This is a genomic window from Pseudomonas putida, from assembly GCF_016406145.1.
GTDB classification, from domain to species: Bacteria; Pseudomonadota; Gammaproteobacteria; order Pseudomonadales; family Pseudomonadaceae; genus Aquipseudomonas; species Aquipseudomonas putida_E.
Genome location: NZ_CP066306.1, coordinates 3448421 through 3465513, shown reverse-complemented (window position 1 = coordinate 3465513; position 17093 = coordinate 3448421). Strand labels below are relative to the sequence as shown.

Genomic DNA, 17093 nt, shown 5'->3' with positions numbered 1-17093 from the left:
AAAAGGTCTGCTAGCAAGAAAACGCGTTGTGCTGCCAATTCAGCACAACGCGGACGAGGCGAAGGATTAACCTACCGGGACGCTCATGCCGCCATCGGCCATGACCACCGAACCGACAATGAAGCTGGCGCGCTCGGAAGCCAGGAAGGAGACAATCTCGGGGATCTCTTCCGGTGCTGCAGCTCGACCGATCGGCGCGGACTTGCCATGCTCTTGCAGGAACCCACGACCGTCTTCCATGAAATGGTTCAACAGGTTGGTAACCACATCTCCCACGCCAATGGCATTGACCCGAATGCCATGCTCAATCGCTTCCAGTGCCTGGGTACGAGTCAACTGTGCTAATGCGCCTTTGGACGCGGTATAGGCCGCGATACCGGGAAATGCGTAGTAGGACGCGTACGAGGCGATGTTCACGATCGCGCCGCTCTTGTTCTTCATCATCTCCTTCATCGCCTCTCGGGAATGAAGAAACGCCCCCGTCACGTTGGTTTGCATCTGCCATTCCCAATCTTCACGGGTCATTTCGACGAGGGGCTTGTATAGGATGCGACCGGCGTTATTGACCAGGACGTCCAGCTTGCCAAACTTCTCTACCGCCAACGCCACCGCTTGCTCGGCAGAACCGTCAACGGTGATATCGGCGACGAAAGGAACCAGGCCGGGACGCTCAAGGGCGTTGACTTTCGGGTCGATATCCTCGGCAATGACTTTCGCTCCACGGCTGTGAAGGAGCTCGGCGATGGCCTTCCCGATGCCGCTAGCCGCGCCGGTTACCAGCACCACTTTGCCTGCCACTTCGTTTGGGGTTGGGATGAAGTCAGTCATTTTGATGTCTCCAAGTCAGGAATTGGTTGTCGCTTTCGACGGTGCCAATTTCTCTCTTTTTGACATGCAACTCCTTGGCGACCTTGCTTTGCCTGTCGGAGTTTTGCTTCTTTCGTGCACTCGGCAGCGCCGCTAGCCTGGCATCACCACGGGGGAGTCCAAGGCGTAAGCCGCCTGGACAGGATCGAAGTACTCACGAATATGCGTCAGCTTACCCTCACGAACGCTAACGAAAACGACATATTCTTGTGAGTAGGTTTTACCCGTCTCAGTGATGATCCCCTGTGCCTTGACTTGCGCGACGGCGGTTAGTGGATCAGTGAATTGTTGAATACGTAGATTGTGGAATTGAAACGACTCCACCGCTCCGACAAACCATCCGACATGATTGAGCACTTGTTCGCGGCCGACCAGCTTCTCCGGGTGACCGAGACTCGGGGCAAAAGGCAGCTCCCAGACGATGTCCGGAGCGAGTAGGGATTTCCACTTTTCATGGTCATCAACAAACATTTCGAAATGGTGGTGGAGAAGCTCGGCTGCTGAACACATAGGTTCACCTTTGTAGTACCGGAGTCTTGCGATTATTGAGGCCCAGGCACCGAAGGTGCGCGTGTCTGGTCTATGAGCAACACCCTAACAGGGGCTTAGCTGGCTAAAAACCAGAAGAATATCGAACGGTTAATACGACTTATTCGACAAGTCTAGAGAGCTTCGGCTTGCTGGCCGAAGCGTTTGATGAGCCATAGCCCAGCCGGCCCAGGCGGCGAATCAGTCCGGTAGATAGCGTCAAACGCGTAAGAGCCGCCTTTGCAATCAGGAAGATCGAGATGGGAAAGATGTCCCGCATTGAGGTCCGCTTGGACCATAGGTAAGGGCATGTTGCCCCAGCCAATGCCTTCCTTGAGGAGCATGTGTTTTGCGCCTAAGTCCGCGAGCCGCCATGTACGGGGGCTCACTACGGCAAAATCTCTGTCCCCGGTAAGCGGTGAGCGGTCTGACAACACCAATTGGATGTGATTTCTTGCCGCGCCAGGCTCGTTGCGGCTGGCGAGGGCAAGTGGGTGCGCCGGGGCTGCAACGGGTACTAACTCAACACTCCCTACGCCGACACGCTCAAGGCCATCCCTTCCCGGGTCCAGGGGGCCACTGATCCCAATGCCGGCTTTTTTCTCAAGTACTAATTGCGTGACCGCACCGAGCGCTTCCATGTGTAGATGCAAAGCCACGGTGGGAAACACCTGTCTAAAAGTCCTGAGCGCATCGACCACCCGCTCCGCTGGCAGCATTACATCCAAAGCAAGATGCACCTCTGCTTCGAGACCGTGCAGCAGTCCAGACACCTTCGATCGCAGTCCGTTGACTCCGTTGATGATGGTTCGTGCTTCGGCCAACACTGTACGGCCAGCCTCTGTCAGCTGTGGTTTACGTGTCGTCTTGCGGTCAAAAAGTGATACGCCGAGCTGCATCTCCAGATTGGAAATGGCATAGCTCACCACTGACGTTGCACGATGCAATTTCCTTGCAGCGCCAGCGAAGCTTCCCACTTCTACGACCGTCAGGAGAACTTTCAGCTGGTCTAGAGTTGGTGTGCCAGGATCTGAGATCATTTTACCAGCTCGGGCATATTGGATTGAGGCATGCTATTTGGGGCGCGTCACTATGTCGACAGGTGAGTCGATCCTCGGCCGATTATGTTTGAAGCGCCTGTCGTTCTACTGAGGCCATGAGCGGCAGCTATGGGTCGGTAGCGGTCAATAGCGACCGGCTGCTGTCGACCCATTGCGGACGTTCGAGGCTTCTACGAAACGATGGTCGATTCACGCCACGATCCGCTATAACGACAAAAATTCCACGCCTCTACCTCAACCGAATTTACTTATGGAAAACCGATGAGTCGGCAGATAATATCAGACTGACATCTCATGATAGGAAGGATGACGGTGACGGTAAATCTGGTGAATTTTGATGAGCTAGCTAGTAACCTTGGTAGCCTGTCATTCAATGTGGCAAATATCAACAAACGCTTTAGCACAACAACCCTTTATGAACAGTTATTGAAAGAAGACACTACTGTTGTGAACGACGTTTCTCTAGACAAGCGGGAGCGTTTTTTCACCACTGCCAATCCCATTTTTTTACGCCGCATCCACTTTACGGGCGCCAATCAAAAAGGGATTGAGTTGGTTATCTACACATCAGAGGGCACCGCTCGGACTGTCCCAGTGCCGCCAGAAACAAAAGGCGGATCTGTAGCTATAATCAACGAGTTCTGCGTAAAATTTTCAATCAAGACCAGCAATAAATTCTCAAAGCCAACGCTGAGAAAGGTTGAGATTTATGGCTTTGAATTCACTAATGCCCAGAAAACAAAAACTGGAATTCAAAACTATATCAATGCAAACAACAACGTTGCAGAATTCATCAAGCAGGCTCGATTGGAGGTGAGCAACCTCCAGGCCAGTCATGATGGACTGACCTCCGACTCCACCTCTTTAGCTGAGTCGATAGAAACCCTGACCGCTGAATCGGCTGAACTCTCAGAAAATGTCAATAAAGAAATGGCTACATTAGGTCAGGTCAAAGCATCGCTCAAAGACTCCGAAGCCGATCTGACCAAGCTCAACGCGGAAGTTGAGGCAAAGCGTAGCAACGCACAACAACTAGATCGGGAGCGCAAAATTCTTAACGACGAAATTGCTTCGCTTAAACAAGAGCTATCAAGCCTAGTAAACGACAGAAGCGTAATTTCGGATGAGTTCACTGACTACGTCAAGGAAGGTAAGGCGCAAGCAAGAACTTATCTCGCACTAATGATACTGCCTTGCCTTACCATCGGTCTGTGTGCATATCTGATTCATAACGGCGCAAGCAACCTAGTATTTACCCATTATGCTGCACGAGAAGACATGATTGCAGCATTGATGCTTCGAATTCCACTTGCGCTCGCACTAGGGGCAGCGATCTATTACTCTTGGCTCATCGGTTCGGCTTTCTTGAAAAAGATTTTCAGCATCCAAGAAGAACGTCTAACCTTAGCCAAGTTGCTCGTGCTGGCGAAAAATACCGTATTCTCTACAGCAGAAGATCTGGGCATTGACCCTAAAGAAAAGTTTTACCTACGAACTAGGCTGAAAATCGAACTTCTGAAATCGCACCTAGCGAAGGATATCGGATCTGAAATGAGATTGATGGAGCTTGAAAAGCAGGCGACACCACCTCGTAATTCCCAAGATACTAAGGATGAGGGTTCCGAGACTGAAGCCAAGTCAACATAGCATTCGAGTTGAGCTAGATGCTCTATTCCGTCAATGAAGAATGGCGTACTAGATTAGAATCTGCCTTCGAGGCTAAGCAGGCAGAATTTTGAATGCAGGTGAATGGCCGCTGAGGGTCGAAAGCAGCCGGTCCCCACTGACCGCTTTCGACCCAAACGGATATCGCCGGGTCTCATGGTCCGAGTTGAGGCAGGCAAGCAGGTTGGTTCATATTTTTACAGATACTTGGCATTATAAGGCCTTAATGAGCCAAACGAAGGATTAACATGCTGCGCATTCTGCTTGTGTTTGCAGTGCCATTAACCATCACCGCCTGTTCGGGTAACGTTTACCAGTATGAGAGCCCTGAGGCAAGGCAGCAGATGAGTCAAGACTTGAAACTGAGCACCATCATCGATTCTTCGAGAATGAACTGGTGCCTTCATCCATACGGCAGCGCTCCGGGGTGCGAGCCTGAAAAGGGAGTTGGCATCGTCACCCCGGATGCTCTGGTGATGGCCCATTTTGTAAATGGCCAATATGTACTGGACCGAGTTCTCAAATCCAAAGATGTCATCTGCTCAACCGTCCCAGGCGGAAGAGCTGCGGATGGCATTTTTTTTGCCTTCACGGCCTCTGATGCATACATGCTGGGACCATTGCAAGCAGACCGAGATGAGATCAACACTCGCTTCAAGAGCCGAATGTTTGATTACTTACACAGTGATGGCCAGCAAAGCTTCAGCGGGCCGGAGATAAACTTCCAAAGGCCTTCCGGAGTAAAAGTGAGGAAGACAACGATTGCTCCAGCTGGTCCGTCTACCTTGATTTTGAATGACATGGTTGATGTGCTGGAGGTCTATAGTCCGTGCTCACATACGTAATGTGAGGGAGGACGTCGGCGACACCCATCCCTGAAAGTGCGTGATCTGGGGAGGGCGTTAATACCGTGTTGACCACAGCCTTGCTCACCCGAAACCACTTGAATTCCTCGGGGCGTCGTCCTGGTTCAGGGCCCTATGCTCGGCGTACTCTTGTTGGAACGTTGGAGTTTTAAAAGCCGTCGCTAGCCACTATAGGCCTCCGAACTTGCTTTGGGCGGTTAGATGCTCATCCTGAAGGGCAGCTATGGGTCGACAGCAGCCGGTCGCGACTGACTGCTATCGACGCTCTGTACCTGTGGGAGCCGCGCTTGCCGGCGATGGGCCGCGAAGCGGCCCCGGTTACAGATGTCCGCCATGGTCGGGCAGTTCAGCCCTTAGTGCATCATGCCCAGCTCGGCATCATCCATCAGTGCTTTGGCCAACGCACTCAGGTAGTGCGAAGCCCAGATCAGCTGTGGTTTATCGTCCATCAAGCCTTCGATGGTCAGGTCCCGCACATAGCCCATCAGCTCTGAAGCCTGTTCGCGGGCATTCTGGCAAGGGATGCCCGCTTCGATGCGAAACAGTGGGTGGGTCTGGTTTTCACCCTGGTAGAACGTGGTCTTGCCGACAGTGACTTTGGTGTCATCTGGGGTCATTGCATTTTCTCCCTGAAGGTTTAGGGCCTGGGCGAACGTCATGACGGGCAACCCGCCTTTAGCTCAGCACCGGTCTCACGCAGCGCGCCGTGCGTATGGGCTTGCCGGCGACAGCGCCCGCCCAGGCAAAACAGGCTTAACGGCCTAGTGCAGAGTGCGCGGCTCGGGCGGCATCTGCAGCTGGATCAGGGCTGATTCGAGCAGCACGCGTAGCGACTCGAGCTCATGCATCGAGGCCATCATCAGAACCGAGGCGGGCGTTCTGGGCTGTAGCGAAACAGCCTGCTGCGCCACGCTCTGCGCGCACAGGGCGAACTCCGCAGCCTGGATGATCGTGTCTTCGAGGGAGTGGTGGTTGTGGGGTGGATCGGGGACCATTTTGAGCATTGCATAGTACCTTCAATTAGGCGGTCACCTATCCGCTGTCAAACAGAAGGGTGGCAGCTGTACATGGGTTGACAGACCGGCGGACTATGCAAGTTCCGGCGCACGCAAGCGTGCCCGCACGTACAGCCGCCATTGAAGGCAAGCCGTATGCATAATACCGTCGCGGCCTGTCAAAGCCGATCGCTGAACAACAGCGACCCGCCGAGACTAGAATGCAGCCCAAGCGACCGCAACGGAAAAAGTGCGGCGAGAGTATGTTTGGGAAATGGACTACAAGGAAGAGGGAAAGTCTGATTTCTTGGTGTTTCCAGCGCTCAAGATGCGGGGTATTGATCGGTCTATGTCAACCAGTCTTGAGATGAATCGATGTTACTGAAACGACGGCCATCCGGCGCTGCTGGCGCTGGACGTCACCACCCTGGCAGGCGGTCAGCCGATCGTGGTCGACGGGAAGGTGATCGGTGCGGTGGGCGTGAGCACCCCGGTAGGGGCCCACGACGATCCGATCTCGCTAGCTGTTGTGGTGTCTCACCCAGCGCAACTCAGCCGGTTGAGCCGTTAACGTCACGCTGTAGTGGATCACCGAAAGATCGATAGCGGTCACCCCTGACTGCTATCGCTAGCTGCCCATGGTAGTGGGCTGCTGGCGAACGCCGAAGTACTCCATTTCGTCAGACGTGATGCCGTGTTTTTAGAATTTCACCGTGTAATCTACATTGACTCTCGTTTCGTTGTCGTCTCTGAAGGTTGCCGCTGAGCTCAGATCGTTTCGGTAAAATGCATGCCGGACGCGAAACGCTAAATCTCTGGCTGGCCCAGACTGTACGACATAGGAAAGCTCCAGGTCTTTCGAAGACTCTGTGAGGTCGCTGCCTCCGAGATGGGGCAAATCAATGTTCGTTCCCCTTAGATAGCGGATCATGCCCGTGAGCCCCGGAATACCCATCGCCACAAAGTTGTAATCGTATCGCAGAAGCATTGTGCGTTCTTTGGGGTTCACGAAATCCGCGCTCATGGTCCCATCACTCAGAACGACAGGCTCGCCTCCAGCGAGATAGGCGAAGGCCGTGTCTCCGGTTTGATACATGTAGCCCATTCCAAACGTATGCCCACCCGTTTGGTAGCTCATCGTCAGCCCAGCATTAAGGTTGTCTACTTTGCCAGCCTCCGCACGCCCGCTTTCCCGACTGTCGAACACTCGCAACTCCGTTTTCAACTTCCCCCGCCCAACTGCAATAGAATGAATACCTCCAATGAAGTCCTGCTCATAGATATTTTCAAGATTTGCGTGGTAATAACGCGCTGTGAAATTTTCTGAAACGCGGTATTCGCCACCCAGGTAGTCGAAGCGATCAGAGAATACGCCAGGCTTGAACCGTCCGTTCGGTGAAGCCATTGCGATGAGCTGGTTGTTTGTCGAGTCCCGAAGGTTGACTCGATCCATCCGCCCGGCCTGTAACGTGAGGTTCTCAACCTCTGAGCTCGTTATTGACGAGCCCCTGAAAGTTTGAGGCAGGAGGCGTGCAGGGCTAGCAGTAATCACGGGAAGCGCGGGAAGTTGCGTGCCTACTGAAAGATTCGTTTGTGAGAATCGAGCTTTCACCGCAACGCCGAGTTCAGAGTACGCGTCTTGTGCTCTGCGCGTCTGTGGATCTATAGGCAGCAGTTGGGTGCCAGATCGTTCAGGTGACGAATCAAGTTTCACCCCAAGCATCCCTGTGAGATCCAGGCCCAAGCCAACGGGGCCATCTGTGTAGCCAGAGTTCGCTTTGATAATGAAGCCTTGAGCCCATTCACGAACTGCCGAAACGGATGAGTCCCCTTTGTAATCTCGATCGAGATAGTAATTCCGGGTGGTCAGGGCAACCGTACTGTCTTCAAAAAAAGCTGCTGAAACAACAGTGCTCATGCAAAGCGATGGCACGCCTAGCGCAAACAGCGGCAAGCAATCGGCAAAACGTCGCATCGGATTTACCTTCTTGTTATGGTTTTTTGGTATTTCAGAGGCTTGTGGCAGCGTGTAGTGCTTTGGGTGGAGTTATTCTCAGCAGGGCGACAGCTATAGCGGCGAGAACGAACGTCATTGCGAACAGCATGTACAAATCAGAAGGGGTCCATTGCGCGTCGATCAGCCGTCCAGCTACAAGAGGGGAGGCAATCGCTCCCGCGCGGCCAATGCCGATACCCCAACCCAAGCCAGTCACACGCTGGCTAGCGTCGTAGATGGAGGGTGTCAGCGCGTAGAGCCCCGCCACACAACCATTCACGAAAATGCCGATCAGGATGGCCAGCGCAAATGCCAGGTTCAGCGTATTTGTAAATTTAACAAAGACGGCCAGCAGCAAGGCGTTTGCAAGGAGGTAGATCATCAATACTTTGGACAACCGGAAACGTGCGGCCAATAGCCCTACCAACGCAGTTCCGAATATACCCCCCACGTTGAGTAGCACGCCCCCGGTGATACCTTGCTCATTGGACAGCCCCGCAGTGACAAGCAATCTTGGGGTCCAGCTCATTACAAAGTAGAAACCGAACATGACCAGAAAGAATGACGCCCAGATCAGCAACGTTGAGCGCAAGAGGGCGGGGGAGAACAGCTGAGCGAACGATGCTCGCAGTGATGGGCGCTCAACCTGGCTCGTTTCAGGTATTTCGGTAAGTGGTGCGAGTTTCACCTTGAGGCGCAAGTGGTTGATCCGCTTGATTGCGCTTTCGGACTTGCTCGACATCAAAAACGCGAGCGATTCTGGCAGCCACAAAAACAACGCGGGAAGGGTTGCGAGCGTGACGAACCCACCATAAAGAAACACGGACCTCCATCCCAGCGCAGGAATCATTTTTGCTGCGATTAGCCCACCAATGGTGGCGCCAAGCGCGTAGGCAGTCGATTGCAGGCTGATTGCGAGTCCCCGCCAGCGCTTGTTGGCGTATTCGCCAGCGATGACATAGCTGCTGGCCAAGATGCCACCGATTCCCAGGCCGGTCACGAAACGGAAGGCTGCAAGCATCTGTGGGCCGGTGGCCTGCGAGGATAGGACCATGCCAGTCCCTGCCACGCCTACACAGACAAGAATCAGCGGCCGACGACCGAAGCGGTCAGCCCAAGGGGCAATGAACAGTGAGCCAATTGCCATGCCGACCAAGCCAGCGCTCAGCAGATAACCAAGCCGCAGTCCGTTGAGCCCCCAGTCAGCGGCGACGGAGGAGGCTGTGAAGGCCATCACCAGAACGTCGAAGCCGTCTAGCATGTTGATTACGAAGCAGAGCGTGATGACCCACCATTGGAAGGCGGACATCTTTTTCTCATCGAGCTGGTGCCCGGCGTAGTTACTCATGACGGCAGGCCTCTTGACTGATGAAAGGCCTGTACGTCAGGTGCGCGGACAGGCTCTGCAGCTTTGGCTGGGCGGTGAGTAGGAGAGACATGGAGTAATCATTTTTTTGTACCTCAACCTTACTGGCCTCGAGATACACAACACCACGATTTCCGGACATAGCTAGGCCTCGCTCTCTTGTAGTTATCATTGAACAAGTTGCACGCTGGTGCTGGGTGTTTCAGAGCGCCCCAGGTGGGGCGGTATTGCGTTTGCGGCGTGTAAAAAAGTGCATAGATACCCGCACGATATAAATGCACTGCGCACTCAACTAACGGAGTTGCAAAGTTTTTCGATGATGCGACGGGCTCTGTTGGCGCCAGCATCGACATGGATGTCGATCATGGGCCGCTCACCGAACCGGCACATGTTCTTGTATTGAGACTCGATGACGACCTTGTCTTCATCGAACGTCATCATTGTTTGCTGGACGACCTTCGCCTTGACCTCTTCGTGATTGCTTTTCGGGTTGGTGGCGATTGTCCAGAAGTAGTGGCTGGTGGTCTCGGTTTCTGGGGTCACACCGTGGAAACCGCGCATATGGAAGCCACCACGTTGTGGATTGTCCAACGACTCGGTCCCCGCATCAGTGGCACCTGTCCAGATACGCAAGTGGCTGACATGGAATTCAATTTCCTGCCATCGGTCGACAGTGTCTTTGAACGGATAAGCGGCCACGTACGTCGGCGGCGGCACAGAGCCGGGCATGTGCCGAACCACACGAACATGATTGTCGTCACTTTCTACTGTCATTTTCGCATTCATGTGAATGCTGGCATTCCCGCCAATCGTGCGTAGGTGCACATAGCCCAAATGGCTCAGATCCATCAAGTTGTCGTGAATGAGCTGATACGGGGCATCGTAGTGATACACATCACCGTCAAAAAGATAGTCTCCACTGCTGTGGATATCGTAAGAGGGTGGTTCAGTAGTAGGCTCAGGATGTTCGGGGCTTGCGAACCAGATCCAGACAATCTGATCTTTTTCCACAACGTGGAAGGCTGCCACCTTCGCTTTACTCGGAATTTTGTCTTGCCCAGGAATCTCGATGCATTTGCCTTCATCGTTGAACAAGAGGCCATGATAGCCACAGCGAAGTCCCCCCGCCTCAAGTGTGCCGTCGGAGAGAGGCAACGCCCGATGGCAGCAGCGGTTCTCAAGGGCCGCTACCTTGCCATCCGCGGTGCGGAACATGACGACTGATTTATTCAACAAGGTTCGGCCTACGGGGCGATCCTTGAGTTCCCAACCCAAAGCAGCCACATACCATTGGTTGAGCGGAAATGTGGAGGGTTTGGCAGGCAAGATGTCCTGGGCCAACGACTGAAGAGAAGAGGCAGTCATAGGAGTCTCCATTAAACAGTTAGGTTTTGTCTGACACTAGAGATCAAGTACGAGCCGATGGGACTTCGCACGAGAGCAACACGGGGTGAAACAATCATTTCTGGCGTGCTCATCGGCCGTCATGAATTGATCCCTGTGATCGGGGATACCTTCCAGTACGCGTGTCACGCACGTCCCACAGACGCCTTGTTCACAGGACGTTTCTACTTCGACTCCCGCTTCGTCCAATACCTCGAACACGGTGCGGTCTGCCGGAATATCGAATGATCTGCCGCTGCGGGCGAGCACGACTTGGAAGGGGGCATTGGCACCTTGGTCAATGACTGGTCCGGCGAAGAACTCTCTGTGCATCCGCTCTTGCGGCCAGCCGGCGGCCTCACCTGTATCAAGGATGTGATTCATGAAGCCGGAGGGGCCGCAGACGTAGAGATGGCGACCCTCATCGACTGCGTCGAGAATTGCTGCCGCATTCAGTTTTTGCTGTTGCGGACCGTTGTCATCGTGCAGCACTACGCGGTCCGCGAAGGGTGCGTCAGCGAGTGCCTTGACGAAGGCTGCCCGGTCGCAGGAGCGAAAGCAGTAATGAAGCTCGAAGTCAGCTTTGCGATGGGCAAGTTCATACGCCATGGCCAGGATCGGGGTAATGCCGATACCACCTGCAAAAAGCAGATGACGTGCAGCGCCATGATCCAGTTTGAACAGGTTGCGCGGCGCACTGATGGTCAGTTCATGGCCTTCGCCGACAATCGAATGCATTGCCTCTGATCCGCCACGGGAGTTGGGTTCCTTGAGGACACTGATCAGATAACGATTGCGCTCTCGGGGGTCATTGCACAGCGAATACTGGCGAATGAGCCCACCCGGGATATGGACATCGATGTGAGCACCGGCCTCGAAAGGTGGCAGGGTTTCACCCTTCACGGGGCTCAATTCAAAGCTGCAAACACCTTCAGCTTCGTTTGCCTTGCGGCTAACGTTTACTTGAAGCATTACTCATCCCCCCACAGTTAAGTGGCTACAAAAAGAATACGGGTGGTTAATTCAACTGGGAGGAGGTCAGCCTGGAGCGAACGGCGGCCGCTCAGGTTTGCAGCTAGACACGCGGAAGGCGAGTGGGTCGCGGATTTTCATGGCACTACCTGATAATTATTTTTGTGAGGTGCTTTGACGGCATATCATGCTGGGCTGGCCCCAGCTATTGGTTGAGTTAATCCTCGGATCAATTAGTTGCGGTGTCAACTAATTTTTCGAGAACTCGATTGGAGGTGTGCGCTCAATGGCCTCGGAACCCCAGCTGGACCTCGCTCGCTACGTGCCAGCGCAGCTGAATTTTTTATCCAACAAGCTCTCGTCAGGCGCTTCCCAGTGCTATCGCAAACACTTCGAGATTGGTGTTGTGGAGTGGAGGATGCTGTCCATGCTGGCTGTGGAAAGCGGGATCACTGCCAATCGGATCTGCCAGGTGATCGGTCTGGACAAAAGTGCTGTGAGCCGCGCGCTGCACGCGTTAGAGGTGGCAGGGCGAGTTCGCACAGAGGCGGATCCTGCTGATGGACGACGCTACACCGTGTCGCTTACAGAGAGCGGTACGCAGTTGTACAAGCGGGTCTTGAAGGTTGCGCTTGAGAGAGAGCGCCGTCTGCTCAGTGGCCTTTCACCTTCGGAAGTGGACACGCTGATCGACCTGCTCGGTCGCCTGAACGCCCAGGTCGCCAACGTCAATGAGTACGATCCAGAGAAACCGTGAATCGATTGCCTTTGTGGGCATGTCCTGTGGCTGAGAAGGGGTTGGCTCACTGGCGATAATCCACAAGCCAAGCTCTCGGCCGTGATGAGCTACACCACTTCCTGGGACGGAACCTTCATAGACTCGAAATTGCTGCAGCGTGGAACTGCCACCGTTACCCGGTACGGGGGCAGTTCCAAGTCCTGGAGACCGCTCAATGGGAATGTCGTGGCATCCCTCCTTCGCGGGCAATCACACGCATGTACAGGGTGGCCGGTTCCAGGCAGCCACCGGTGGACAATTGCCCGACCAATTGGCGGTAGAGCTCTTGCCATGGTGTCTGAGAGATTGGGATGTTCGGCTTCCAGGCTGCGCGACGGCGCTCCACTTCCTTGTCGTCTACCAGCAGGTCGACGCGACGTTGGTTGAGGTCGACGCGCAGCAAGTCGTTGGTCTGAAGCAGTGCCAGGCCGCCCCCGACCGCCGCTTCCGGCGACATGTTGAGAATCGACGGGCTGGCCGAGGTGCCGCTCTGGCGACCGTCGCCCAGGCACGGCAGCGAGTCGATGCCCTTTCTGATCAGCGCCGCCGGTGGCGCCATGTTGACCACCTCTGCACTACCCGGGTAACCCACGGTGCCGGCGCCACGGATCACCAGGATGCAACGCTCGTCGATGTCCAGTGCTGGGTCATCGATGCGCGCGTGGTAGTCCTCGGGGCCCTCGAACACGATGGCCCGCGCCTCGAAGCTGTTTTCCTTGCCGGGCTCTGACAGATAGGTCTTGCGGAAGGCTTCGCCGACTACCGATATCTTCATGATCGCGCTGTCGAAGAAATTGCCACTGAGAACGATGAACCCAGCGCTGTGCTTGAGCGGCTCGTCGAACGGCAGAATCACGTCGCGGTTGCTGGTGACCGTGTCGCTGACCACCTCGCCGATGGTCTTGCCGCTGACCGTGGCGCAGGCTTCGTGCAGGCGGCCTGCCTTGCGCAATTCGTGCATCACCGCCGGTACGCCACCGGCACGGTGGAAACCTTCGCCCAGGTACTTGCCCGCCGGCATGCAGTTGACCAGCAGCGGCACGTCTTCGCCAATGCGCTGCCAGTCGTCGAGCGACAGCTCGATGCCCATGTGTCGAGCGATGGCGATCAAGTGTGGTGGGCAATTGCTTGAGGCGCCTAGCGCCGAGGCTACAGCGATGGCGTTCTCGAATGCTTCTCGGGTCATGATTGATGAGGGGCGTACGTCTTGCATCACCAACTCGCAGATGCGCCTGCCGGTGGCGTAGGCCATCTGCCCGCGCTCCCGATAGGGCGCGGGGATACTGGCGCAACCGGGCAGCGACATGCCAAGGGCTTCGGCCAGAGCGTTCATCGACAGCGCCGTGCCCATTGTGTTGCAGTGGCCAACCGACGGCGAAGCGGCGGTAGTCATTTCCATGAAGCCTTCGTAGTCGATTTCGCCGGCAGCCATCAGATTGCGTGCGTGCCACAGCACCGTGCCCGAACCGATCAGCTGGCCCTTGTGATGGCCGTCGAGCATTGGCCCGCCGGACAGCACAATGGCCGGCAGGTCGGTGGTGGCGGCGGCCATCAAGCAGGCTGGCGTAGTCTTGTCGCAGCCGGTGGTCAACACCACGCCATCCAGCGGGTAGCCATGAAGGATTTCCACCAACCCCAGGTATGCCAGGTTGCGGTCGAGCGCGGCGGTGGGCCGACGGCTCTGTTCGGCTATAGGGTGCACCGGGAATTCCATCGGAATGCCTCCAGCATCACGGATGCCGGCCTTGACCCGCTGGGCCAGTTCCAGGTGGTGGCGGTTGCAGGGCGTCAGGTCACTTCCGGTCTGTGCGATGCCAATGATCGGCCGCCCCGATTGCAGTTCATCGCGGGTCAGGCCGTAGTTCATGTAGCGCTCGACGTACAGCGCGGTCATGTCGGCGTGGCTCGGGTCGTCGAACCATTGCTGACTGCGCAGCGGGCGTTTCGGGGTATCGGTCATATCGCTCTCTCTTGTATTTGTTGGCCACCGGTCAGCGTTGCGGTACACCCGCGCCTGCATGGCTGTGTAGGGGGGAAGCACCGCTTGCCACTGCGTCGTCCAGTGCAGTCAGGTCGCGGCCACGGGTTTCGGTCGACAGCCAGGTGCCGATCAAGGTCAGCCCAGTCAGAACCAGGGTGTAGAGGGCCAGCACCCAGTAGGCACCACCGGCCAGACCGACCAGGAATATACCCAGGATCGGCGCCAGGCCGCCGGATAGCATCGCGCCGATTTCTCGGGCCAGAGCCACGCCGGAGTAGCGGTAGCGATTGCCGAACAATTCGGTGAAATGCGCGCACTGGGCCCCAAGCATGCTATTGGCGGCCAAGGCGAAGCCACCTACTACTGCGATGCACACCAGTGTCGAGTCGCCGCTATCGATCATCCACCACGAGGGGAATGCCCACAACGCGCCGAACAACGCCCCGCCACGGTACACCGCCAGGCGTCCGAAGCGATCGGACAACGCACCGAACAATGGGGTGGTGAACACGCTGAGGATACTGGCGGCCAGCACCGCATTGGTCCCTACGGTGGCCAGGTTGGCGCCATCCTGGCCGAGATGGCGGCTGGCGAAACCGGTCAGGAAGGCTATTGAAACAGTGGCATAGAGGGTCGAGCAGCCAGTTTCGGCCATGCGCATCAAAGTAGTAGCCGCCAGTGGCCGACGGGCATTACGCAACACGGCGCGCATCGGCGATTCGATAACCTGCTGGCTCTGGCTGAGCTGCTGGAACACCGGGCTTTCTTTGAGCTTGAGGCGGATCCATATGGCCATGAATATCAGCACCACGCTCGCCAGGAAGGGTATCCGCCAGCCCCAGTCGAGCAATTGCTCCTGTGTCAGCGAGGTCTGCATCACTTGGAAAGTGATGGTGGCAAGGGCCAGGCCGCTGAACACCCCGATGAAGGGCAGGGCGGCGTAGAACCCTCGCCGCTCACGCGGAGCCAGCTCGGCCATCAGCGTCGCCGCGCCGGTCTGTTCGGCACCAGCACCGAAACCTTGCAGCAGGCGCAGCAGTACCAGCAGCACGGCCCCAGTGGCGCCGGTCGGTAGCAGGCCGATCAGGGTGGTCGCTGTGCCCATCAGGGCAATGGTCAGCAACAAGACCAGCTTGCGCCCTTTGCGGTCACCCAGCGAGCCAAAGAAAAGGCCGCCGAACGGCCGCGCCAGGAAGCCTGCGCCGTAGGTGGCGAAACTGGCGAGCAGGGCGCCAGTCGTACCGAGGGAGGGAAAGAATATATGGCCGAAGACCAGCGCCGAGGCTAGCCCATAAATGGCGAAATCGTAGTACTCGAGGGCACTGCCGATTGCGCCGGTATAGATCGCCCGTCGCAGCTGACGCGGGTCGGGCACTGTGTCCTTGGCTTGGGTTTGCATCTTTTGCCTCGCTTTTTTGTTGTTATGGGCCCGGCAGGAATCGTTTGTTTTACGGCTTCAGGAGCCCTCGAGCGGCTAGGTTTTGCATCATCGCGGCGAGGCCAAAGGTCCAAGGGTGGGCTTGGTCGCTTGTTGTGACTTGGTTATGCAGGTGGCCCAGGAACGTGCTGGCAATGCGTACTCGGTCGCCGGGTTTGTGAGTGAAGCCGGCGCCTGGCTGGTCGCGGTCCTCGGTGGGAGCGAACAGCGTGCCGAGGAACAGCATGAAGCCGTCGGGGTACTGGTGGTTTTCGTTGAGGGTCTGGCGCACCAGATCCTCGGGGTCGCGGCTGATCTGGTCCATCGAACTGTGGCCAAGCAGGCGGTAGCCATCGCTGCCTTGGACTTCCAGATCGACCACACAGCGGCGCACTGTGTCCAGGTTGAAGGTTTCGTCGAACAGGCGAATGAACGGGCCGACGGCGCAAGAGGCGTTGTTGTCCTTGGCCTTGCTCAGTAGCAGCGCGCTACGGCCCTCGAAGTCGCGCAGGTTCAAGTCGTTGCCCAAGGTCGCGCCATGAATCCGCCCGCGGCTGTTGACTGCCAGTACCACCTCCGGTTCGGGGTTGTTCCATGCCGATTGTGGGTGCACGCCGATAGCGCTGCCGCTGCCGACAGCTGCCAGCACCGGGGCTTTAGTGAATATTTCCGCATCCGGACCGATCCCGACCTCCAGGTATTGGGACCACATGCCCTTTTCTTTCAGCAGTGCTTTCAACGCCATTGCCTGAGGAGAGCCGGGCCGCACCGCACGCAAGTTGTCACCGATCACTGTGCGCACTGTGGCACGTACTGCTTCGGCTTTGCTGGCGTCGCCGCCTGCCTGCTCCTCAATGACCCGCTCGATCATGCTGGCGGCGAATGTCACTCCTGCGGCTTTGATTACCTGCAGGTCGACTGGCGCGAGCAGATAGGGCTTGCTGGCATCGAAGGCCGCACCGCTGTTGCTCAGCAGCGCCTCGACGCTACCCATAAATCGGCCTGGCGTGCTGCGTACAGCCTGCAGTGGATCTTCGTGCTCGAGCAACTGACTAAGGGTGGCGAAGCATTCGGACAGGTCGAACACGCCGTCACTACGCAGAACTATCGGCGAGGGGCCGCCGGGTTCACCGGGTGTCCAGGCGCGGCCGATAAGGGTACCGGCCAGGCCGTCGTCGGGAAGAGTATTGGCGCAAGTGAGCGTTATCGGCATGGCAG

General features: G+C 56.4%; 16 protein-coding genes. 4 read left to right on the top strand and 12 right to left on the bottom strand.

The window, feature by feature from the left end; translation table 11 throughout:
* Positions 1–66: 66 nt before the first annotated feature.
* The 3 genes from JET17_RS15860 to JET17_RS15850 form a co-directional block, all read right to left on the bottom strand.
* Positions 67–828 (bottom strand): SDR family NAD(P)-dependent oxidoreductase, encoded by a 762-nt coding sequence (locus JET17_RS15860; RefSeq protein ID WP_012314973.1) that lies wholly within the window; start codon positions 826–828, stop codon positions 67–69.
* A 132-nt stretch (positions 829–960) separates the two neighbouring features.
* Positions 961–1377, bottom strand: a complete 417-nt coding sequence (locus tag JET17_RS15855) for a nuclear transport factor 2 family protein (protein ID WP_039604551.1) — start codon at positions 1375–1377, stop codon at positions 961–963.
* Positions 1378–1529: 152 nt separating this feature from the next.
* Positions 1530–2435 carry a LysR family transcriptional regulator gene (locus JET17_RS15850; RefSeq protein WP_012314971.1) on the bottom strand — a complete coding sequence of 302 codons (906 nt, stop codon included), beginning with the start codon at positions 2433–2435 and terminating at the stop codon, positions 1530–1532.
* A gap of 327 nt (positions 2436–2762) precedes the next feature.
* Between JET17_RS15850 and JET17_RS15845 the strand changes: the two genes are divergently transcribed.
* Both JET17_RS15845 and JET17_RS15840 read left to right on the top strand, forming a co-directional pair.
* Positions 2763–4103 carry a hypothetical protein gene (locus JET17_RS15845; RefSeq protein WP_150105129.1) on the top strand — a complete coding sequence of 447 codons (1341 nt, stop codon included), beginning with the start codon at positions 2763–2765 and terminating at the stop codon, positions 4101–4103.
* 266 nt (positions 4104–4369) lie between these two features.
* Positions 4370–4966: a hypothetical protein gene (locus JET17_RS15840; protein WP_042111534.1), complete on the top strand. Its 597-nt coding sequence runs from the start codon at positions 4370–4372 to the stop codon at positions 4964–4966.
* 374 nt (positions 4967–5340) lie between these two features.
* Here the strand turns inward: JET17_RS15840 and JET17_RS15835 are convergent, their stop codons facing one another.
* Together JET17_RS15835 and JET17_RS15830 are read right to left on the bottom strand one after the other, a co-directional pair.
* Positions 5341–5604 carry a DUF3077 domain-containing protein gene (locus JET17_RS15835; protein ID WP_012314949.1) on the bottom strand — a complete coding sequence of 88 codons (264 nt, stop codon included), beginning with the start codon at positions 5602–5604 and terminating at the stop codon, positions 5341–5343.
* Positions 5605–5748: 144 nt separating this feature from the next.
* On the bottom strand, positions 5749–5991 hold the full coding sequence (locus JET17_RS15830) for a hypothetical protein (protein ID WP_012314969.1): 243 nt from the start codon (positions 5989–5991) through the stop codon (positions 5749–5751).
* A gap of 394 nt (positions 5992–6385) precedes the next feature.
* Between JET17_RS15830 and JET17_RS27830 the strand changes: the two genes are divergently transcribed.
* Positions 6386–6553 (top strand): heme-binding protein, encoded by a 168-nt coding sequence (locus tag JET17_RS27830; protein ID WP_080516484.1) that lies wholly within the window; start codon positions 6386–6388, stop codon positions 6551–6553.
* Between the two features lie 129 nt (positions 6554–6682).
* Here the strand turns inward: JET17_RS27830 and JET17_RS15820 are convergent, their stop codons facing one another.
* From JET17_RS15820 to JET17_RS15805, 4 genes are all read right to left on the bottom strand, one after another.
* Complete coding sequence (locus JET17_RS15820) at positions 6683–7957, bottom strand: OprD family porin (RefSeq protein ID WP_012314968.1); 1275 nt, start codon at positions 7955–7957, stop codon at positions 6683–6685.
* Between the two features lie 34 nt (positions 7958–7991).
* Positions 7992–9326: an MFS transporter gene (locus tag JET17_RS15815; RefSeq protein ID WP_012314967.1), complete on the bottom strand. Its 1335-nt coding sequence runs from the start codon at positions 9324–9326 to the stop codon at positions 7992–7994.
* A gap of 306 nt (positions 9327–9632) precedes the next feature.
* On the bottom strand, positions 9633–10709 hold the full coding sequence (locus JET17_RS15810; protein ID WP_012314966.1) for an aromatic ring-hydroxylating dioxygenase subunit alpha: 1077 nt from the start codon (positions 10707–10709) through the stop codon (positions 9633–9635).
* Positions 10710–10745: 36 nt separating this feature from the next.
* Positions 10746–11699: a PDR/VanB family oxidoreductase gene (locus tag JET17_RS15805; RefSeq protein ID WP_012314965.1), complete on the bottom strand. Its 954-nt coding sequence runs from the start codon at positions 11697–11699 to the stop codon at positions 10746–10748.
* 286 nt (positions 11700–11985) lie between these two features.
* On the opposite strand from JET17_RS15805, the gene JET17_RS15800 reads away from it, so the two are divergent.
* Positions 11986–12456, top strand: a complete 471-nt coding sequence (locus tag JET17_RS15800) for a MarR family winged helix-turn-helix transcriptional regulator (protein ID WP_012314964.1) — start codon at positions 11986–11988, stop codon at positions 12454–12456.
* Between the two features lie 193 nt (positions 12457–12649).
* On the opposite strand, the gene JET17_RS15795 is transcribed toward JET17_RS15800, so the two are convergent.
* From JET17_RS15795 to JET17_RS15785, 3 genes are read right to left on the bottom strand one after another with little or no spacing between them, the layout of a single operon-like run.
* A complete protein-coding gene (locus JET17_RS15795) occupies positions 12650–14437 on the bottom strand; it encodes an IlvD/Edd family dehydratase (RefSeq protein ID WP_012314963.1) in 1788 nt (595 codons plus the stop codon).
* A gap of 31 nt (positions 14438–14468) precedes the next feature.
* The gene (locus JET17_RS15790) at positions 14469–15857 is read right to left on the bottom strand and encodes an MFS transporter (protein ID WP_012314962.1); all 1389 of its coding nucleotides are present in this window, start codon (positions 15855–15857) and stop codon (positions 14469–14471) included.
* A 49-nt stretch (positions 15858–15906) separates the two neighbouring features.
* Complete coding sequence (locus tag JET17_RS15785) at positions 15907–17088, bottom strand: fumarylacetoacetate hydrolase family protein (RefSeq protein WP_012314961.1); 1182 nt, start codon at positions 17086–17088, stop codon at positions 15907–15909.
* Between the last annotated feature and the right edge of the window lie 5 nt (positions 17089–17093).

Bases quoted from the DNA above. Each gene is read 5' to 3' on its own strand.
- JET17_RS15795 (WP_012314963.1), bottom strand. From the start codon at position 14,437: ATGACCGATACCCCGAAACGCCCGCTGCGCAGTCAGCAATGGTTCGAC.
- JET17_RS15845 (WP_150105129.1), top strand. From the start codon at position 2,763: ATGACGGTGACGGTAAATCTGGTGAATTTTGATGAGCTAGCTAGTAAC.
- JET17_RS15805 (WP_012314965.1), bottom strand. From the start codon at position 11,699: ATGCTTCAAGTAAACGTTAGCCGCAAGGCAAACGAAGCTGAAGGTGTT.
- JET17_RS15800 (WP_012314964.1), top strand. From the start codon at position 11,986: ATGGCCTCGGAACCCCAGCTGGACCTCGCTCGCTACGTGCCAGCGCAG.
- JET17_RS15835 (WP_012314949.1), bottom strand. From the start codon at position 5,604: ATGACCCCAGATGACACCAAAGTCACTGTCGGCAAGACCACGTTCTAC.
- JET17_RS15790 (WP_012314962.1), bottom strand. From the start codon at position 15,857: ATGCAAACCCAAGCCAAGGACACAGTGCCCGACCCGCGTCAGCTGCGA.
- JET17_RS15840 (WP_042111534.1), top strand. From the start codon at position 4,370: ATGCTGCGCATTCTGCTTGTGTTTGCAGTGCCATTAACCATCACCGCC.
- JET17_RS15860 (WP_012314973.1), bottom strand. From the start codon at position 828: ATGACTGACTTCATCCCAACCCCAAACGAAGTGGCAGGCAAAGTGGTG.
- JET17_RS15785 (WP_012314961.1), bottom strand. From the start codon at position 17,088: ATGCCGATAACGCTCACTTGCGCCAATACTCTTCCCGACGACGGCCTG.
- JET17_RS15830 (WP_012314969.1), bottom strand. From the start codon at position 5,991: ATGCTCAAAATGGTCCCCGATCCACCCCACAACCACCACTCCCTCGAA.
- JET17_RS15815 (WP_012314967.1), bottom strand. From the start codon at position 9,326: ATGAGTAACTACGCCGGGCACCAGCTCGATGAGAAAAAGATGTCCGCC.
- JET17_RS15820 (WP_012314968.1), bottom strand. From the start codon at position 7,957: ATGCGACGTTTTGCCGATTGCTTGCCGCTGTTTGCGCTAGGCGTGCCA.
- JET17_RS15850 (WP_012314971.1), bottom strand. From the start codon at position 2,435: ATGATCTCAGATCCTGGCACACCAACTCTAGACCAGCTGAAAGTTCTC.
- JET17_RS15810 (WP_012314966.1), bottom strand. From the start codon at position 10,709: ATGACTGCCTCTTCTCTTCAGTCGTTGGCCCAGGACATCTTGCCTGCC.
- JET17_RS15855 (WP_039604551.1), bottom strand. From the start codon at position 1,377: ATGTGTTCAGCAGCCGAGCTTCTCCACCACCATTTCGAAATGTTTGTT.